General features: G+C 48.7%; 14 protein-coding genes. 6 read left to right on the plus strand and 8 right to left on the minus strand.

Annotated features, from left to right (window positions below):
- Positions 1 to 46 precede the first annotated feature (46 nt).
- A complete protein-coding gene (locus AC5YBZ_RS16685; RefSeq protein ID WP_494524115.1) occupies positions 47 to 2,383 on the minus strand; it encodes a Tex family protein in 2,337 nt (778 codons plus the stop codon).
- 196 nt (positions 2,384 to 2,579) lie between these two features.
- Entirely contained in the window at positions 2,580 to 3,065 is a 486-nt protein-coding gene (greB, locus tag AC5YBZ_RS16690; protein WP_110458468.1) for a transcription elongation factor GreB, read from the minus strand.
- 371 nt (positions 3,066 to 3,436) lie between these two features.
- Between greB and ompR the strand changes: the two genes are divergently transcribed.
- The gene (ompR, locus tag AC5YBZ_RS16695) at positions 3,437 to 4,162 is read left to right on the plus strand and encodes an osmolarity response regulator transcription factor OmpR (RefSeq protein ID WP_494543231.1); all 726 of its coding nucleotides are present in this window, start codon (positions 3,437 to 3,439) and stop codon (positions 4,160 to 4,162) included.
- A 35-nt stretch (positions 4,163 to 4,197) separates the two neighbouring features.
- On the plus strand, positions 4,198 to 5,508 hold the full coding sequence (envZ, locus tag AC5YBZ_RS16700) for a two-component system sensor histidine kinase EnvZ (protein WP_494520601.1): 1,311 nt from the start codon (positions 4,198 to 4,200) through the stop codon (positions 5,506 to 5,508).
- A gap of 600 nt (positions 5,509 to 6,108) precedes the next feature.
- Here the strand turns inward: envZ and AC5YBZ_RS16705 are convergent.
- Positions 6,109 to 6,582, minus strand: a complete 474-nt coding sequence (locus tag AC5YBZ_RS16705; RefSeq protein WP_494543232.1) for a peroxiredoxin — start codon at positions 6,580 to 6,582, stop codon at positions 6,109 to 6,111.
- Positions 6,583 to 6,750: 168 nt separating this feature from the next.
- Positions 6,751 to 7,512, minus strand: a complete 762-nt coding sequence (locus tag AC5YBZ_RS16710) for a class I SAM-dependent methyltransferase (RefSeq protein WP_494543739.1) — start codon at positions 7,510 to 7,512, stop codon at positions 6,751 to 6,753.
- 462 nt (positions 7,513 to 7,974) lie between these two features.
- On the opposite strand from AC5YBZ_RS16710, the gene AC5YBZ_RS16715 reads away from it, so the two are divergent.
- The 3 genes from AC5YBZ_RS16715 to AC5YBZ_RS16725 all read left to right on the plus strand — a co-directional run bounded on the left by AC5YBZ_RS16715 (position 7,975) and on the right by AC5YBZ_RS16725 (position 12,417).
- Positions 7,975 to 10,116, plus strand: a complete 2,142-nt coding sequence (locus tag AC5YBZ_RS16715; RefSeq protein WP_494543233.1) for a multiheme c-type cytochrome — start codon at positions 7,975 to 7,977, stop codon at positions 10,114 to 10,116.
- A 162-nt stretch (positions 10,117 to 10,278) separates the two neighbouring features.
- On the plus strand, positions 10,279 to 11,517 hold the full coding sequence (locus AC5YBZ_RS16720; protein ID WP_494524122.1) for a winged helix-turn-helix domain-containing protein: 1,239 nt from the start codon (positions 10,279 to 10,281) through the stop codon (positions 11,515 to 11,517).
- Between the two features lie 60 nt (positions 11,518 to 11,577).
- Positions 11,578 to 12,417: a 23S rRNA (adenine(2030)-N(6))-methyltransferase RlmJ gene (locus AC5YBZ_RS16725; RefSeq protein ID WP_494520583.1), complete on the plus strand. Its 840-nt coding sequence runs from the start codon at positions 11,578 to 11,580 to the stop codon at positions 12,415 to 12,417.
- Between the two features lie 5 nt (positions 12,418 to 12,422).
- On the opposite strand, the gene AC5YBZ_RS16730 is transcribed toward AC5YBZ_RS16725, so the two are convergent.
- From AC5YBZ_RS16730 to AC5YBZ_RS16745, 4 genes are read right to left on the minus strand one after another with little or no spacing between them, the layout of a single operon-like run.
- On the minus strand, positions 12,423 to 12,788 hold the full coding sequence (locus tag AC5YBZ_RS16730) for a nuclear transport factor 2 family protein (RefSeq protein ID WP_494524123.1): 366 nt from the start codon (positions 12,786 to 12,788) through the stop codon (positions 12,423 to 12,425).
- A gap of 5 nt (positions 12,789 to 12,793) precedes the next feature.
- Positions 12,794 to 13,519 (minus strand): lytic transglycosylase domain-containing protein, encoded by a 726-nt coding sequence (locus tag AC5YBZ_RS16735; RefSeq protein WP_494520581.1) that lies wholly within the window; start codon positions 13,517 to 13,519, stop codon positions 12,794 to 12,796.
- The gene (locus AC5YBZ_RS16740; protein WP_494520580.1) at positions 13,519 to 14,529 is read right to left on the minus strand and encodes a DUF3137 domain-containing protein; all 1,011 of its coding nucleotides are present in this window, start codon (positions 14,527 to 14,529) and stop codon (positions 13,519 to 13,521) included. Before AC5YBZ_RS16740 ends, AC5YBZ_RS16735 begins: the two co-directional genes overlap by 1 nt.
- A gap of 38 nt (positions 14,530 to 14,567) precedes the next feature.
- Positions 14,568 to 15,134 (minus strand): LemA family protein, encoded by a 567-nt coding sequence (locus AC5YBZ_RS16745; protein ID WP_494520579.1) that lies wholly within the window; start codon positions 15,132 to 15,134, stop codon positions 14,568 to 14,570.
- Between the two features lie 941 nt (positions 15,135 to 16,075).
- Between AC5YBZ_RS16745 and AC5YBZ_RS16750 the strand changes: the two genes are divergently transcribed.
- Complete coding sequence (locus tag AC5YBZ_RS16750; protein WP_494520578.1) at positions 16,076 to 17,692, plus strand: AbgT family transporter; 1,617 nt, start codon at positions 16,076 to 16,078, stop codon at positions 17,690 to 17,692.
- The last annotated feature ends 14 nt before the right edge of the window (positions 17,693 to 17,706 follow it).

A 17,706-nucleotide genomic window follows, 5' to 3' on the forward strand; every position in this document is an offset into this window, starting at 1 on the left:
CCGAGACGTTTAAGCCTCGGTTTTTATGATGAAAGTTTAATGAGAATTACTTTTTCAATTTAGCAAAAGCATCGGCAAACGCATTGCCCATCGCCGCGTTTGCTGGGGCTTGGGACGATTTATGCTGGCTTTTTTGCGGCGATTTACCTTGGCTGCCTTTATGAGCTTTGGTATTGCTCGGGCGGGTGCTCGGCGCTTTGTCGGCGGCTTTTTCATCGAGTCGCATGCTCAAGCTGATCCGTTTACGCTCCACATCCACTTCCATCACTTTCACTTTAACCACATCACCAGCCTTCACCACTGTATGAGGGTCGCTGACAAACTTGTCAGTTAACGATGAAATATGCACTAGGCCATCTTGATGCACACCCACATCAACAAAGGCGCCGAAATTAGTCACATTGGTCACCACGCCTTCTAAGATCATATCTGGTTTAAGATCTTTTACCTGCTCAACCCCCTCTTTAAACACCGCAGTTTTAAACTCACCACGGGGGTCGCGGCCCGGCTTTTCCAGTTCGCTCAAGATATCGTTTAACGTCGGTAAACCAAATTCTGGGGTAATAAAACGGCTAGCATCAATCTGTTTAAGCAGCTCGCTGTTACCCACTAAAGCATCAACCGCCTGTTGCTGAGCCTTAGCGATGGTCTCGACAACGCTATAGGCTTCTGGATGCACGGCGCTGGCATCGAGTGGATTATCGCCACCGGCAATACGTAAAAATCCGGCGGCCTGCTCGAAGGCTTTAGGCCCTAGGCGAGCCACTTTTAACAGCTGCTTACGGCTAGTAAATTGACCATGCTGATCGCGATACTCGACAATGTTACGCGCTAAGGTTTTGTTAAGCCCTGCCACCTGCGCCAATAACGGCATGGAGGCCATATTCAAGTCGACGCCGACGCCGTTAACACAGTCTTCAACAACCGCCTCAAGGGATTGTGACAATTGGCTCTGGCTTACATCGTGCTGATATTGACCGACACCAATCGATTTAGGTTCGATTTTAACCAGCTCAGCCAAAGGATCTTGTAGGCGACGGGCGATAGACACCGCACCACGGATCGACACATCCAGCTCGGGAAACTCTTCGGCGGCTAATTCAGAAGCCGAATAAACAGAGGCGCCCGCTTCACTGACCATAATTTTGGTCAAGGTTGGCATATCGGCTTTGACAGCGGCGATCAGCTCGGCGGCCAGTTTGTCGGTTTCGCGCGACGCAGTACCGTTACCGATAGCGATCAGCTCTACCTTGTGCATTTTAACTAGGTTAGACAGGGTACGAATCGACTTTTCCCACTGGTTTTGTGGGGCATGTGGGAAGATGGTCGAGTGAGCGACCAACTTGCCGGTATTGTTGACGATAGCGACTTTCACCCCGGTGCGCAGACCAGGGTCTAGCCCTAATGTACACTTAGCTCCCGCAGGCGCGGCCATCAATAAGTCGCCTAAATTACGGGCAAACACATTAATCGCTTCGGTTTCGGCCTGCTCACGCAGCTTAGCAATAAACTCCGTTTCCATCTGCAGGACAATTTTAATCCGCCAAGTCGCAGTGACAACCTGTTTGAGCCACTGATCAACGTCGCTGTCGCCGAGTTTAAGGTTAAAGTGATCGCTAATGATCACTTCACAGTAACTGCCTTGTTTCCCATCTGTGTCTGGGTCGGCGTTCATGCTTAGGCTTAATACGCCTTCGTTACGCCCACGTAGCATAGCTAAGGCGCGGTGCGAGGGGATGTGAGTCAGCTTTTCACTGTGCTCGAAATAATCTCTAAACTTGGCGCCCTCTTTCTCCTTACCCTTGACCATGCGGCTCTCAAGTTGTGCCTGCTGGGTCAATTGGCGGCGCACTTTATGCAGTAATTCGGCATCTTCGGCAAAGCGTTCCATCAAGATAAAGCGCGCGCCATCGAGCACGGCTTTGGCATCGCTAAAGCCGGCGTCACTATTAATATATTGGCTTGCTACGGCGTCGATATTGGCCTGACGGTCTTGCAATAGTTGATCAACCAAAGGCTCGATACCCGCTTCGATGGCAATTTGCCCTTTGGTACGACGCTTAGGCTTATAAGGCAGATAGAGATCTTCTAGGCGAGTTTTACTGTCGGCGTTATTAATGGCCGCCAGCAAAGCTGGCGTCAGTTTGCCTTGGGCGTCGATGCTCGACAAAATCACCTTACGGCGATCATTTAGGTCACGTAAATAGCCTAAACGCGTATATAAGGTACGCAACTGGGTATCATCTAAACCACCTGTGACCTCTTTACGGTAGCGCGCCACAAAAGGAACCGTGGCGCCGTCATCCAATAGGGTGATTGTTGCTGTCACTTGCTGCTCACGAACATTGAGTTCTTGAGCGATGGTTTGTGCAATATTTTGCATAGAATATATCGAGCCTAAATTGGTAGATTTCGTGTCGCCAAAGATACCACAGCCGTTGACTAAGTTGTACGGTGTTGGCTCGGCAAAAACCACCAAAGCCTGCGAAAACAGGCTTTGGCTTTACCACAAGCGTGAGCGCTTAATGGCTAAAACTGGCGATAACCTGCACTTTGGGGTTATCGCTGTGGCTCAGGGGTTACTGCGCCTCAAATGGTTGGTATTGGATTTTATTGATATACCAGACTTTATCGCCTTGTGGCGTGCTGACCACCACTTCGTCATCGACCTGCTTACCAATTAGCGCCCGCGCCATTGGCGAGTCGATGGTGATATAGCCCAGCTTAGTGTCGAGCTCATCTTTACCGACAATCCGATAGCGCACCACCTCTCCAGCCTCGTTTTCGAGCTCAACCCAGGCACCAAAAAAGACCTTACCCTCTTGTTGGGGCGAATAGTCGACGATTTTAAGATCTTCCACCCGCTTTACTAGGTAGCGAACTCGGCTATCTATCTGTCTTAATAGTCTTTTGTTGTAAGTGTAATCGGCATTCTCACTACGATCACCTTGCGCAGCCGCCTCCTGCACCTTTTTGGTGATCTCTGGGCGATACTCTTTCCACAGGTATTTAAGCTCTCTATCGAGTGCTTGCCACCCTTCACGGGTGATCAACATAGCTTTCATATCATTACTGGATTTATTCTGCATTTAGCTTAATCACTCAATTTTAGTCGGGATACCACCGTCAATGGCCAGATGATACCTAGCGAGCGACAGAGAACACAAGGGGCTTACGCGGGATATGCTGCCGCCCCTTCAATTTGGTACAATTTCATAGCGGCGGGTGAGTTAGTAACAATCTATCTAAATATCAGCTAATTATAAGCAACTCTATCTGAATATTCTCAAGCAGATAGCGTGAGCAAATAAAAATCTCGCTAGTCATTTAAACAGCAAAACAGCTATATTAAGCAAGCATATAAGATTAATAATTAATATCAGCGAGTTGAGTAACTGAATGAGTCACTCATACTGCGCCAATAAGGGATACAAGCATGGGACAAGAAACCTCTAAAATTCTCGTCGTCGATGATGATATGAGGCTCAGAGCCTTACTAGAGCGTTACCTGATGGAGCAAGGTTATCAGGTTAGAAGTGCCGCGAATGCCGAGCAGATGGACAAATTACTCGAACGGGAAAACTTCCACCTTTTAGTGCTCGATTTAATGCTGCCCGGTGAAGACGGTTTATCTATCTGCCGTCGCTTGCGTCAGCAAGGTAATACCATCCCCATTGTGATGCTGACCGCCAAAGGCGACGAAGTCGACCGCATTATCGGCCTAGAACTGGGCGCCGATGACTACCTGCCCAAGCCGTTTAATCCGCGTGAACTCTTAGCCCGCATTAAAGCGGTGATGCGCCGTCAGACTCCAGAAGTTCCCGGCGCGCCGACGCAACAAGAGGAAGTGATCAACTTTGGTGAATTTACCCTTAATTTAGCCACGCGCGAAATGCATCACGGCGAAGAGGCCATCTCGCTCACCAGTGGTGAATTTGCCGTGCTTAAAGTCTTGGTCAGTCACCCCAGAGAACCCCTGTCGCGAGACAAACTGATGAACCTCGCCCGAGGCCGCGATTACTCGGCGTTAGAGCGCTCTATCGATGTGCAAGTGTCACGCCTGCGCCGCCTGATTGAAAAAGATGCCGCTAACCCACGCTATATCCAAACCGTATGGGGGCTTGGCTATGTGTTTGTGCCCGATGGGGCCGCGCGGCGCTAAGCTATGCTCACACCAGCACAGATACGACTCATCCAATGATATGGCTAAAACGGCTGCTGCCCCGCAGCGCATTTAGCCAAACGGTACTGCTGATTGGCTCCTTGCTGCTGGTCAATCAGCTGGTGTCTTATCTGTCGGTAGCGGTCTATTTTATTCAACCAACTTACCAACAGATCAACCAACTCATCGCCCGCCAGGTAAAGCTGCTGTTTGTCGATGGTATCGATGTGGGGCGTGAGCACTTAACCATTGTCGATGCCCTCAACGCCAAAGTCCGCGACGATGGCATGCAGATATACAATCCCAAACAAGCACGAGAAGCGGGGATCGACCGCGCCGTCTATTACAGTTTGTTGTCATCGCAGATGTCAGAACATTTAGGCGGTAAAGCCGAAGTGCGCATCGCCCAAGGGCAAGAATTTGAGGTGTGGATCCGTCCACCGCAAGCCCCGTCGGTATGGATAAAGGTACCGCTAACAGGCTTTAACGAATTTGGCTTATCGCCATTAACCCTGTATTTAATTGTGATTGGCGCCCTCAGTGTCGCCGGCGGTTGGTGGTTTGCCCGCAAGCAAAACAAGCCGTTAAAGCGACTGCAAAAAGCCGCTATTGCGGTTTCGCGTGGCGACTACCCCGGCCCCTTGCCGCCCAGCGGCTCGACCGAAATTATCGAGGTAACCAACGCCTTTAACCAGATGTCGCGCAGTATGCAACAGCTTGAGCAAGATCGCGCGCTGTTAATGGCTGGGATCTCACACGATCTGCGTACGCCACTCACCCGTATCCGTCTCGCCACCGAGATGATGGCCGAGCAAGATGAATACCTCAAAGAGGGCATAGTGCACGACATTGAAGATATGGATGCCATCATCAATCAATTTATCGCCTATATTCGCCAAGATCAGCAAAGCAACCGAGATCCAGGGCAAATTAACGCTCTGCTTGAAGATGTGGCCAATGCCGAGTCAAATCGTGAGGGAGAGATAATCCTAGATCTACAGCCCTGTCCCGATGTCCCCATGCAGGCCGTGGCCATTAAACGGGTGATTGCCAACTTAGTCGAAAACGCCTTTCGCTACGGTAATGGCTGGGTCAAAATCAGCTCCTGCGCCGAGGCTAAGCGGGTTGGTTTTTGCGTAGAAGATAACGGACCGGGTATTCCGCTTGAGCATATCCCCAATTTATTTCAACCTTTTACCCAAGGAGATAGCGCCAGAGGCAGTGTCGGCTCGGGCTTAGGCTTAGCTATCATCAAGCGCATTGTCGACCGTCATCAAGGGCAGATCCTACTCACCAATCGCCACGAAGGTGGCCTACATGCCCAGGTGTGGCTCCCCTTAGAATAACGATATCCGCGGTGACCGTTCAGCGATGCCTATTACGCTTAAAATATCGCCAACCAATCGGCGGCTAGGATAGGGTTTAATCACGATAACAGGATTTATTCACCGCAACGCTCCCACCCTAGCTAAAGCCGAGAACTCACCTTGGGCTGCCTCTCTTATCGCAAGGCTTGAGTCTTACCCTGACTTAGAATTTAGCTCTATGTCGCGAGGCAGCGGCATTGCATTGATTTGAGACGACTTACGCTACAACAACACCGATCAACTACAGCAAAACTATGTACGTGCCCGCTACCAACGTCCTTTCGCCACCTTTGCCCATTCGGGCGTGCAACTGAACGTAAAACTCACCCATTTTGATGGTAACTGGACGATGACGCAGGCAAATTTTACACCATGGACTGCTTTACCGTAGAGGTGGTCACTCCGCTAGCTAACGCCAACAACCTATTACATTTTACTCGCTAATATATCAGCCGCGATTACGAGCTTGATCTGTTAGGGTTCAAAGACCCCCTCTATCGCGTGGCTGTCGAATACGTGCATTATTTTTAAAAGGTAATATCAAGGGGCTATGCCCCTTGATTCACATGCCAATGGGGCTTACAACGCCGCTAGTACCACTTCGGCCTTGCTCACCTCAAAGCTTTTAGGCGCTTCAATATTTAGCAGTGTTACCACACCATTGTCGATCACCATGGCGTAGCGCTGCGAGCGAATACCACCAAACGCGCCAGTATCCATGGTTAATCCTAGCGCTTGGGTAAAGCTGGCATCTCCATCGGCGAGCAACATCAACTCAGTGGCATTTTGCACCTCACCCCAAGCTTTCATCACAAAGGCATCATTAACCGCCACACAGGCAATCATATCTACCCCTTTGGCCTTAAACTCATCGGCCAATACCACATAACCTGGTAAGTGCGCCTCCGAACAGGTGGGAGTGAACGCCCCTGGCACGGCAAATAACACCACTTTTTTGTTAGCAAATAACTCGGTCACATCATGATTAACTATGCCATCGTCAGTTATTTGCCCTAACGTGGCTGCCGGTAATGCTTGTCCTAATTGGATCATAAATAGCTCCTTAATTGATATGAAAAGTGACTGGGGAAAATGTGTAACTACCTCCAAATATAGTCTCATGCATAATTAGAGTTCAAATTAGGTAGGCGGATATGTCATTTATGTAGGCTGATGCTTTCAGCGACAACAAAATATTGGTAAGCCCTATGGCCTCGAGACTCAACGGTTTTTCATTGCGGCTTTCACATACACATCGAAACGATTTTTCTTGGTGGCGATAACAGTGCTGGGCTTGACGCCGCCTAAATCCTCGGCGTAATCGGGGCGCTTAACTACCACCCGTTTGGTGGCTAAGGCCATCGCTGGCGCGAGCAAACCATCGGCATCGAGGTCAGCGCCAACTAAAGATTGAAACACCCGCATCTCTTTTTTCACTAAGGCAGACTTTTCGCGGTGGGGGTACATGGGGTCTAGGTAGACTACATCAATTTCGGTACCAGATGTGTTAGCCGCATCGGCTAACGCATTAAGGCTTGAACCATGAAATAGACTCATACGCGCTTGCATCCATGGGCCAATATCGGCATCTTGATACGCACGGCGCAGGCCGTCTTCAAGTAGCGCGGCCACCACAGGATGACGCTCGACCATAATCACCTTGCAACCAAGGCTTGCCAGCACAAAGGCATCACGCCCAAGGCCTGCGGTACCATCGACAACTGTCGGAGTCACGCCCTGTTTAAGCCCAACGGCTTTGGCAATGGATTGGCCACGGCCGCCGCCAAACTTGCGGCGATGAGCAACTGCACCTGAGACAAAATCCACTGCTATCCCTTTTAATTTTGGCTCATCACGCTTATTGAGCACGAGGCAATCATGTTCAAATACCAACTCAAACAATGAGTCCTTATCAAACACCAGCCCCCAACGCTCACAAATGGCTTCTAGGGTCGGATAATGGCGATTGAAAAACACTCCGATATGAGGGGTTTGATTTGATTCTGACGTCACGATAGCTCTGTTGTTAAGGAAATAGCACTTCATTATGCCAGAGGCTCGGCGCGTTATAAAAGCAAAGATGCCGCTAGGTAATAAATCCATGGAAGCGGCGCAATAGGCAGCGTGCTGATTAGGCCTAAAAAAAGCTAAAAAAAACCAAAAAACGTCTCAAAAGCCTGAATATGCGGATAAACAGCTGATTGTTCACATTGTCGACATCCAGATTCAGGCACACTTTTGCCGCAGTCGCGAACCATAATCACGACGCTAAAAAGACTAAAATGAGATGATATATGATGAAAACCATAAGACTTAAAAAGCTGGGCTACTTAACACTGTTGAGTAGCTTATCTCTGGGTCTCCGTCGCCTGCTCCGACGGTGAAGATGGCAAGCCGGGCGAAGACGGTAAGCCGTCTAACAGCGTCAGCACCCAAGCTAACACCTTGTCGATCAGCATAGATAACACCAGTGTGACTGACGACCTACTGAGCATCGATTTTTCAGCAGAGAATGAATACGCTCTGCCGGTGATAAAAATTGCTGCGTTAAAAATCTACGCTAGCCAATTACAACCCCAAGCCGCAGGTGAGCGCTCGCAGTGGCAAACGCTGGCCAGCGAAACCTGCTCTCCAGCTAAAGGATGTGACGGTATACTCATCGATAATCTTGATGGCAGTTACCGCTACACTATGCATGCGCCACTAGTTCAAGGTGAGGCGAGTTTTAATGGCGACTTCACCCAGCGAGTACAACTGAATATTCTTGCCAGCGCGACTGTACCCGCCACCACCACAATTATCGATTTCAACACCAATGGTACCGACATAGAAGACAATCGTAGCATTATAGATGCGGCAAATTGCTTAAACTGCCATGACGCTATTGCAGAGATTAAACATGGCGGTGATAACCTCGAAAGCTGTGCCAGTTGCCATACCAATAACAAGATGTCAGATCCGAGCAAAGTGTGGCCGGTACTGGCCCATACCGCTCACATTGGTGTGACACCACAAGCACTCGGTAGCTGTACTGCTTGTCACAGCAAAACCGTAAGCGAGCAACAGCCACAGGCCACTAACTGGTACCAAGTTCCGACTCGTGAAACCTGCTCAAGCTGTCATGATATGACCAGCAATGCGGTGTACAATCATGATTCTCAACCCGATAACGGCAACTGCTTAACCTGCCACGCTCCTGAGCGCACCTACACAGCACACATGGGCAAACATGAAAAAGCGGTAGCTGAAGATCAGCGTAATATTGTCAATGTCGATCTGCGCGACGCAAAATTGGTGCAACAAGGTGGCCAACACTTTGCTGAAATTAGTTTTGCTTTACTCGACAGACAAGGACAAGAAATCGCGATTACCGACAACAACCCTGCTAATGCCGATTGGATTAAGAATCTGCAGCTATACGTTAATTGGGGCGCGTCAGTCGACTTTACCAGCAGTCGTGGCTACACCATTTATGTTAAAAGTAACAAGAAAGACATTACCCAAGATGGCAGCGGCAATACCCCTGCAGGTGAGCGTGAACGTACGCCGCTATATCGCAGCGAAGGTAATGTTTATAGTTACTTAATGGGGCCTGTTGTTACGCAGGACCAATTCTCTGGTGACTTAATTAATGATTCAGGCTTTATCTCTAATCGCCTTATTTACTGCTTTGACGAGCAACAAAACTTAGTGAGCTGCGATCAAGCTGGGCATACCAAAAATGCCGAAGCCAATAAGCGTTGGTTCTTTAATAAAGACGGTTTAACCGATGCGCCAGAAGCTAAGCGCCCAGCAATTGTTTCAAACAAGACCTGCGGCACCTGCCATGGCTATGATGAGTTTAATGATAACTCACAGCTGGCCTGTCGCGGTTGTCATGCACAAGTCACCGAGATCAACAAAGAGCTCGCCGATACCACTTGTTTCTCGGGTCACGATCATGACGAATTAGGCGAACACCTACGTCCGTTTAAACCACGTGCAATGGCCATCAAAGGTCAGCCTGCCTTCCTCAGCTCTACCGCAGATATCGTCGATCCCTGTTTGGCCTGCCACAATCCAAACACGCCACCGACACAAGCGATCCGTGAAATGCACACTAAACCAAGCGATTGGGATTATATTGAGCAACTCACCGTTAGCCATCCAGATCACAAAGTGTGGATGCACTCACTGCATACCAACCAACGCGTGACACAAGATCGTGCAGATGGTGTGCGTAACGTTGAGTACCCTGCCGACAAGGCAAACTGCTATCGTTGTCACGAAGGCGACACCTTCGGGGTTGATCGCTTGACCGCGGTGGGTCGTCCGCTGGCCCTCGACTTAGACTACAACCCTGACTCGAGAGCCCATCCAGCAACGGATATCAGTGTCGATGCGTACACTTCACCCGTGTCGGCAACCTGCTATGCCTGCCATGCTAAACAGCAAAATAGCGACGGCACCATGGTGATTAACAAGTCAGTACGTGCTCACATGGAACAAAACGGTGGCCGTTTTGGGGTGAGTGCTAACCAACTTCAAGTTGAATCCTGCGCCGTTTGTCACTCAATAGACAATCTAAAACAGGTACACAACTTGTAACGCTCAGTTTTCCCTGCAAGGAAATTAATGCCGTTCAGCGTTACACGCTGGGCGGCATTAACCCATGAAACACAGAGCTTGATCATACTTCAACAGCAAACATTTCCGCGTTAATCCTCACCGCCTTATACTGGCAGCGTGAGCCCCTTGTAGAGAGTTTCCGTGCAATTAACCTCAGAGTTGAGCCTTAACGTTGCTCAGCAACAGTTATATAACCACCGTACGTCCACCTGTATCGATCTTAGCTATGCCGAGACCGCGATACTGCAGCAACTGCTAAGTCAGCAAGGTGAACTGGTGACCAAAGATACCCTTATGCGGATAGGCTGGCCTAATCGCGTGGTCGCACCGTCTTCATTACAACAGTGCATTAGTATGCTGCGCAAAAAACTGGCCGATCAGCCGACTATCGAGCTTAAAACGGTTCCGCGCCATGGTTATCTGTTGCAGTTGCCTCATCAGCCCGCTGTCACTAAGCCTTTTACCCGGCCCACGATGCCTGTGCTGCTGGCAATAGCATTGCTGTGTAGTGCGCTACTCGGTTATCTGTCTTATAGCCAACAACCCCAGGTACATGCCTATCAAGAGCAAGGGTTAGTCAGCTCATTAAGTGGTAGTCAGGGGCTTTTTACCCTATTAACCTCAGTGGCTGACAACGCTATTGATGAGCAGGTGGCCGCACAACGCTTGCACCAGCAACTGCTGGATGAGCCCAGCTCGCCGCCACCATTTGACACCTTTCAAGGTTTTGCCCAGTTAAGTGCCAACCGTGACAGTATCGCAATATGCCCTAACTACCAAGCGGGCCAATGCCCTGGAAAACAGTTGATCAATATTCGTGGCGATGCCGAGCGTGCAGGCCACTTAGCCCTGTCTGATTTTTTGAGCACCAAAATTAGAATGGAGCAAAAAACCTATAACAAGCTGGCGATACCAGAGCTGCAGCAGCACCAAGGTCAACTTAAAGAGCAGATGTATCATGGTGACCTCTATTTTTCGGTACAAGATAACCGCTTGGTGCGCAGCGATATCCGCATCTCTCTAGTCGAGATCTCGGCCGATCAGGGTATTTTTTATTTTGCAGCCTGCATAACCGATGAAGACTGTTATTCCACCCCCATTCGCTATGAGATCCGCGGTCACTTTAGCCGTAGCACCGAAATTTGGCCGCAACGCCGCGTAGAACGTTATGACATCAGTATTAATAATACCGAGCTATCGTCACCCAATACACTGACAGACACGGCGCAACGCATCTATTTAGCCCTGCGAAAACAGCACCTCACTCATAAAGCCCTAAGCTTTTATCGCATCTATCAAGACGACGGCACGGCGATATGGCAACTGCCGCTAGCAGGAGATAACCTCGTTTGGATGCAACGCCATACCTTGCAATTATGATCCCCCTTAGGAGTTGTATATAATGGTGCTTCCATTACTCATCACCAATAAAGATCTCCCATGTTAAGTTATCGCCACGGCTATCACGCTGGAAACTATGCAGATGTACTTAAGCACACCCTGTTGCTGCAAACCCTTAAACTTATGCATAAGAAACATAAACCTATGGTGTATATCGATACCCATGCGGGGGCAGGTGGTTATGCTTTGTCGGATGAATTTGCGCAAAAAACCGGTGAGTACTTAGAGGGTGTGGCTAAACTGTGGGACAAAGATGACCTGCCACCGGCGCTGCAAGATTACATCAACGATGTTAAGCATTTTAACGCCGCCGATGAACTTGAGTTATACCCAGGCTCACCTTCCTTTGTCGATATGAACCTGCGCGAAAACGATCGTATGGTGCTGCATGAACTGCATAGCGCCGACTTTCTGACCCTAGATGAGCAGCTAGGCGCAGACAAAAAAATCAAGGTGATTAAGGGCGATGGCCTACAAGGCTTGATAGCAGCTGTGCCGCCACTGGAACGCCGCGCCGTGGTATTAATCGATCCTAGCTATGAGATGAAAACCGATTATCAAGAGGTGGCCAAAGCGGTAATTCAAGCCCATAAGCGCTTTGCCACCGGGGTGTATATGATCTGGTATCCTGTGGTGAATCGCGCGCAAACCGAGTCGATGTTTGAGTTATTAAAGCAAAGCGGTATTCGTCGTCAGCTGCGTATCGAGCAAGCGATTAAGGCCGACAGTGATGAGTTTGGTATGACCGCAGCTGGATTGTGGGTCATTAACCCACCATGGCAACTCGACGAAATTGCGCAAACCACATTAGATTATCTGGGCCCACTGCTTAATCAAGGTGGCGGCAGCACTCAAGTCACCTGGGAAGTGGGCGAATAAAGCGTTTAAAAAAATGCCTCGCAGGGCGTACCTTGATGATAGATGATCTGCCAGCGGTCGCCCCCATATTTCCACAAAGATGTGCGTAGCGAATAGCGCTTATCCAGCGCATTGATTGGCTTAAAGCTGGCGCGGTATGTCAGCTGCACAATATTTTCACTTAATTGACGGTATTGAATATCGACCACGGTGAACCTAGGGGTATTTTCTTCGGGCAAACGCCGCAATATCTCTGGTTTACCAAAACCGAGTCCCGTGGCGCCAATTTCTATAAATTCGTCGTGGATCAGCCGATCGAGTGTCGAGATACTGTGACGAACCTCGGGGTTGAGTAGGGCTAATTCTAATTCAATAATCGACTGTTTTAGCATGGCCGTTACCCGAGTTGTTGATAACGCTTGAATAAAATTTTAACCCTTTTGACATAAGCTTGCGTCTCAGGATATGGCGGAATACCTTGATATTGGCTTACCGTCGTTGGCCCTGCATTATAGGCGGCGCAGGCCAAGTCGATATTGCCCTCGAATCGAGCCAGCATCTTGGCTAAATAGCGCGCTCCACCATCGATATTTTGCTCGGGACGATAAGGGTTATCCACTCCCATCTCTTTGGCGGTGGCAGGCATTAACTGCATCAATCCCATGGCACCACTGCGTGACAACGCAAACACGTTAAAGGCTGATTCAGCATGAATAACCGCGCGTATGAGGGCAGGGTCAAGCCCATGTTCGGTGGCGGCACGCCCAATCAACTCATCGTAATCGGCACTAAACAGGGGAATTTTTTGCCAGTCTAACGTGGAGTCGCTCTGACAGGCAAAACAGTCATACAGCAGCACCCTAAAATCGCTACTGCCTGGAGCGTGGTCGGCAAATGCCACTACGCCATTATTCTGCGTGTATTGATACACCTTAATTTTGTCGACGGGCGCATCGATAGCGGCTGGCGCATCATGATTACCGAGAATACCTTGTTTAGAATATGTCGCCTTATAATGTGGCTTTCCAGCAGACTCTTGCGCCCATACCCCCGCACAGCTGGTGAGCAGCAGTAGCACAGCATAACGGCAAAACAGCGGTAAACGAAAAGGCGTACCTGTCATTACAATCCAATATCTTGATCGAGTTTAAGTACCTCAATCATAGCAAATAGCTGCTTCATCTCACGGTTTATTTGACTAAATTCATACTCAAATGTCGCCCCATTAAATATCGAGCCTAATTCGAAGCGATTTTCGTGACTTTCTAGCATGATCAGCAGCTTATTTTCATAAAAAGCGCACTGTATCTTACCTGAAAACAGCTCGGCCAAGGTTTGCAGTCGCTCCATAAAGCTGACCGTCAGCAGATACCGGGCCTCGATTTGGTCGGTAGAAAATACATCGAACTGTTGTTCAAAACGCGGATCTTCAAGCTTCACCCGCGTGAGGGTTTTAAAAGAATTTGACAGGAAGTTAATCAAGCCACCGCGATTTTTAACCACCACAGTATGGCCCTTAAACGCCTTATGACTACTCAGCAGCACCATGACGCCACGAAATACGGTAGCGGTTTCGGTGCGCTTTTTACGCCGAACCCGTTTAGTGAGGGTAAGCTCATTGATGGCAATATCGACCCCCTTATGTGCTCCCTGCACATAATCATCAAATAGGGCATTGTCATGATCGGGCAGCAATTTAGAGCGTTTGAGCAAAGGCAAGCTCATTCTGTGGCTGGGGCTGAAAATAAAATCATCGCCAAAATATTTAAAAATTTTAGGAAAAACTTGCTGTTTTACATCTCGCTTATAACGCTTTATCGGGCGATAACACCACCACAGTAGGCCAGCAAGCGGCAGTAAGAGTAACCACCAAGGCACTTGGATATAGTGACGCGCGCCATACAGCAGTGCGACTAATCCCAACCCCGCAATTATCGCCATGCTGGTGTAAATTCGCAGCCTTAACGCCTTAAGACTGGCGATGCGATGATTTTCGAACTTACGCGTTAATGGCTCAATATGTTGCTGATAATGCGCCTGAAACTGGGCTAATTCCTCTTTGGATGCCACCAAACGCTGTGGCTGGCGCAGCGGTTTTATCGGGGCACCAAAAATAAAGCTAAGCACGTTCACTGCAGTGACCTAGTGGCGAAACCATGAGTGAGACATAATTACAGATAATCGGCCGCATCCACTGGCGCTTTCGATACTTCATCGGCTTCATAAAACGGCATCACCTTAACATTAGCCATAGACGCAATAATGGAGCCGGGGAACACCTCTACCGCCGTATTAAGTTCAGACACTGCGGCATTATAGAAGCGGCGCGCCGCTGAGATATGCTCTTCAACTTCGTTGTAGGTCTGCATGGCTTGCAGCATGGTGATGTCTGACTTGAGTTCTGGGTAGTTTTCGACATTCACCATTAACTGACCCATTTTTTGATTAAGCTGCTCTGCCTGCGCTAGATGTTGTTTAATCGCTTGGGGATCATTATTGTCATAGCCTGCGGTGACTTGGCTTCGCAGTTCGGTGATCTCGGTTAATAGTGACTTCTCATGCTCCATAAACTTTTTAGCGATCTTGAGGATATTGGGCACTAAATTAGCACGCTTCTTCAACTGTACGTCGATCCCTGATAACGCCTCACGCGCGGCATTGCGCTTTTTGATCAGGCTGACATACCAAAGGTAGGTAATAATGACCACTATCCCTAAAGCTAACAGTAAACCTTGCATTACCTCTCCCTTACCATATTTAATGGCCTATTATGTTGTATTGGCACTTATTAACCAGTAGCACCACATCCATGATACTGACCCCATGCAATCGAGTACTGCATAACATACGGCATCACCTTTACCGATTTTACGTCATATTTCCAGTGATTTATCTACAGCCCCAGCAATATCAAACTGATGGTTATTTAAACCATTTACAATAAAGCATATGGAAATAAGCTCTCTATCACCATTCAAACATGCAGTTATCTGCCTTACATCATTAATTTAACCTAAAACCCAAAAAAGTCACACCCAAAGATAAGAGCAAAAAATAAAGTGATTAATAAACAATAACTAAAGATAAAACACTACAAACAAAACAGAGGCATTAAGTGATATTGAGGTTAACGCCTATGGCCCATCTTAGCCGCGAGCATACACCCCCTCCTTCGGTCCAAAGCTATTTAAAAACGACATTAAATTAGCTGATACCGGTTCAGCTTAGGTACAGTATTTGGGCGCTAATATAGTCGTCATTGACCTTACTTGACCTTGTGGGTTAATCACAGCTTTTGTCCCTTACTTTTCCCCAATGTAAGGGATTTTTTTTGCCCAAAATTAATCCACCAGCTTACCCTCTAAGCGGTCGAACATCGCGTAAACAGCCTGCTGCAGTTAGCGGCATCATCATCGTCAGCCACTTATTCAGTCTAGATACAGGATCAAAGCCTTATGCTTTGATTTTCCCAAGACCATCTCCGTTGGCGAGGGGACAATCATCACTTTTTTAGCCCGTATCCCTCCAGAGCGGGCTTTTTTTATCTATACGCCACGTCCCATCGCCTACCGATTTAAGTTTCAGTTAAAACTCTTGCTTCATCATAGAAACATTGCACCACCCAAAATAACAAAACAATAACTTAGGGTACAAAGATGCCCATAATGAAGGAAAGTACATGAGTCTTGAGCAACAAGATGACTTTGGCAGTCGTGCAACAACTGCCGAACAACCGCCGGAACAGAGCGGTTTATTTGTGCGATTTTTAAATATCGTCGAACGCCTTGGTAATTTACTCCCCCACCCCATCACTTTATTTGCTCTATTCTGCCTCGCCGTCATCGTCATTAGTGGTATTGCTGGCTATTTTGAACTCACAGTCACAGATCCCCGCCCAGAAGGTGCCCCAGGACGCAGTGCCGATGGCTTGATCCATGTCGTCAGCTTAATGAATGGCGAAGGTTTGCGAATGATAGTCTCAAATCTGGTGACTAACTTTACTGGCTTTACTCCGCTGGGTACTGTATTGGTGGCCTTGCTTGGGGTGGGCATTGCAGAGCGTTCAGGGCTGCTATCGGCAGCCATGCGTTCACTGGTCATGGGCGCCTCAAAGCGTTTAGTCACCTTAACCATAGTGTTTGCCGGTATCGTCTCAAATACCGCATCCGAGCTGGGTTATGTGGTGCTCATCCCTATGGCAGCCTTGATTTTTCACTCCTTAGGCCGTCACCCTCTGGCTGGGCTGGCCGCGGCATTTGCTGGGGTCTCGGGCGGTTATAGCGCCAACTTATTACTGGGTACGGTCGATCCCTTGTTGTCAGGTATCACCGAGGCCGCAGCGCAGATGATCGATCCTGAGTATTTAGTCGGCCCAGAGGTGAATTGGTATTTCATGTTTGTGTCGACCTTTGTGATCACTGGGTTAGGTGCTCTGGTTACTGAAAAAATTGTCGAGCCTAAGCTAGGTAAATACGATGCTAGCGAAGCCAGTATCGACCTAGGCGCACAAAAAATGGATGGTGTAAGCGCAGTAGAAAAGCGTGGCCTTAAGGCTGCGGCCATCACCACTGTGGTGTTAGGCGCCATCTTAGCCTTGACCATAGTGCCGGAAAACGGGCCACTGCGTCACCCTGAAACAGGCTTAGTGGCAGGGTCACCGTTTCTCAAAGGGATCGTCGCCTTTATCTTTATCTGCTTTGCCATTCCGGGTTTAGTATACGGCAAGGTGGTGGGCACCATGAAGCGCGACAAAGATGTGATTGACGCCATGTCTCACAGCATGAGCACCATGGGCATGTATATTGTGCTGGTGTTTTTTGCCTCGCAATTTGTGGCATTTTTTAAATGGACTAATCTAGGCGCGGTATTGGCAGTTACCGGGGCCGATGCCTTAAATGCCGTTGGCCTTACTGGGCCGCTGGTATTTTTGCTGTTTATTATGATGTGTGGGTTTATCAACCTGATGCTGGGCAGCGCATCGGCGCAGTGGGCGGTGACTGCTCCGATCTTTGTGCCTATGTTGATGTTGGTCGGTTATGCCCCTGAAACCATTCAGGCGGCTTACCGAATAGGCGATTCGGTCACTAACCTTATTACCCCTATGATGAGTTATTTCGGGCTTATCTTGGCGGTTGCCTCCCAGTATAAGAAAAACTTAGGTATAGGCACCTTAGTCGCCACCATGTTGCCTTACTCTATCGTGTTCTTTATCGGGTGGACCTGCTTCTTCTTTATCTGGGTATTTGCCTTAGGCCTACCCGTTGGCCCCGGTGCGGCGACCTACTACACGCCTTAATAACTCAGCCTGCA

The sequence above is a fragment of the Shewanella sp. 553 genome (assembly GCF_059338375.1).

What these genes read in the sequence shown, in the direction of transcription:
- AC5YBZ_RS16750 (WP_494520578.1), top strand. Translation starts at nt 16,076, where the DNA reads ATGAGTCTTGAGCAACAAGATGACTTTGGCAGTCGTGCAACAACTGCC.
- AC5YBZ_RS16745 (WP_494520579.1), bottom strand. Translation starts at nt 15,134, where the DNA reads ATGCAAGGTTTACTGTTAGCTTTAGGGATAGTGGTCATTATTACCTAC.
- greB (WP_110458468.1), bottom strand. Translation starts at nt 3,065, where the DNA reads ATGAAAGCTATGTTGATCACCCGTGAAGGGTGGCAAGCACTCGATAGA.
- AC5YBZ_RS16735 (WP_494520581.1), bottom strand. Translation starts at nt 13,519, where the DNA reads ATGACAGGTACGCCTTTTCGTTTACCGCTGTTTTGCCGTTATGCTGTG.
- AC5YBZ_RS16730 (WP_494524123.1), bottom strand. Translation starts at nt 12,788, where the DNA reads ATGCTAAAACAGTCGATTATTGAATTAGAATTAGCCCTACTCAACCCC.
- ompR (WP_494543231.1), top strand. Translation starts at nt 3,437, where the DNA reads ATGGGACAAGAAACCTCTAAAATTCTCGTCGTCGATGATGATATGAGG.
- AC5YBZ_RS16725 (WP_494520583.1), top strand. Translation starts at nt 11,578, where the DNA reads ATGTTAAGTTATCGCCACGGCTATCACGCTGGAAACTATGCAGATGTA.
- envZ (WP_494520601.1), top strand. Translation starts at nt 4,198, where the DNA reads ATGATATGGCTAAAACGGCTGCTGCCCCGCAGCGCATTTAGCCAAACG.
- AC5YBZ_RS16705 (WP_494543232.1), bottom strand. Translation starts at nt 6,582, where the DNA reads ATGATCCAATTAGGACAAGCATTACCGGCAGCCACGTTAGGGCAAATA.
- AC5YBZ_RS16685 (WP_494524115.1), bottom strand. Translation starts at nt 2,383, where the DNA reads ATGCAAAATATTGCACAAACCATCGCTCAAGAACTCAATGTTCGTGAG.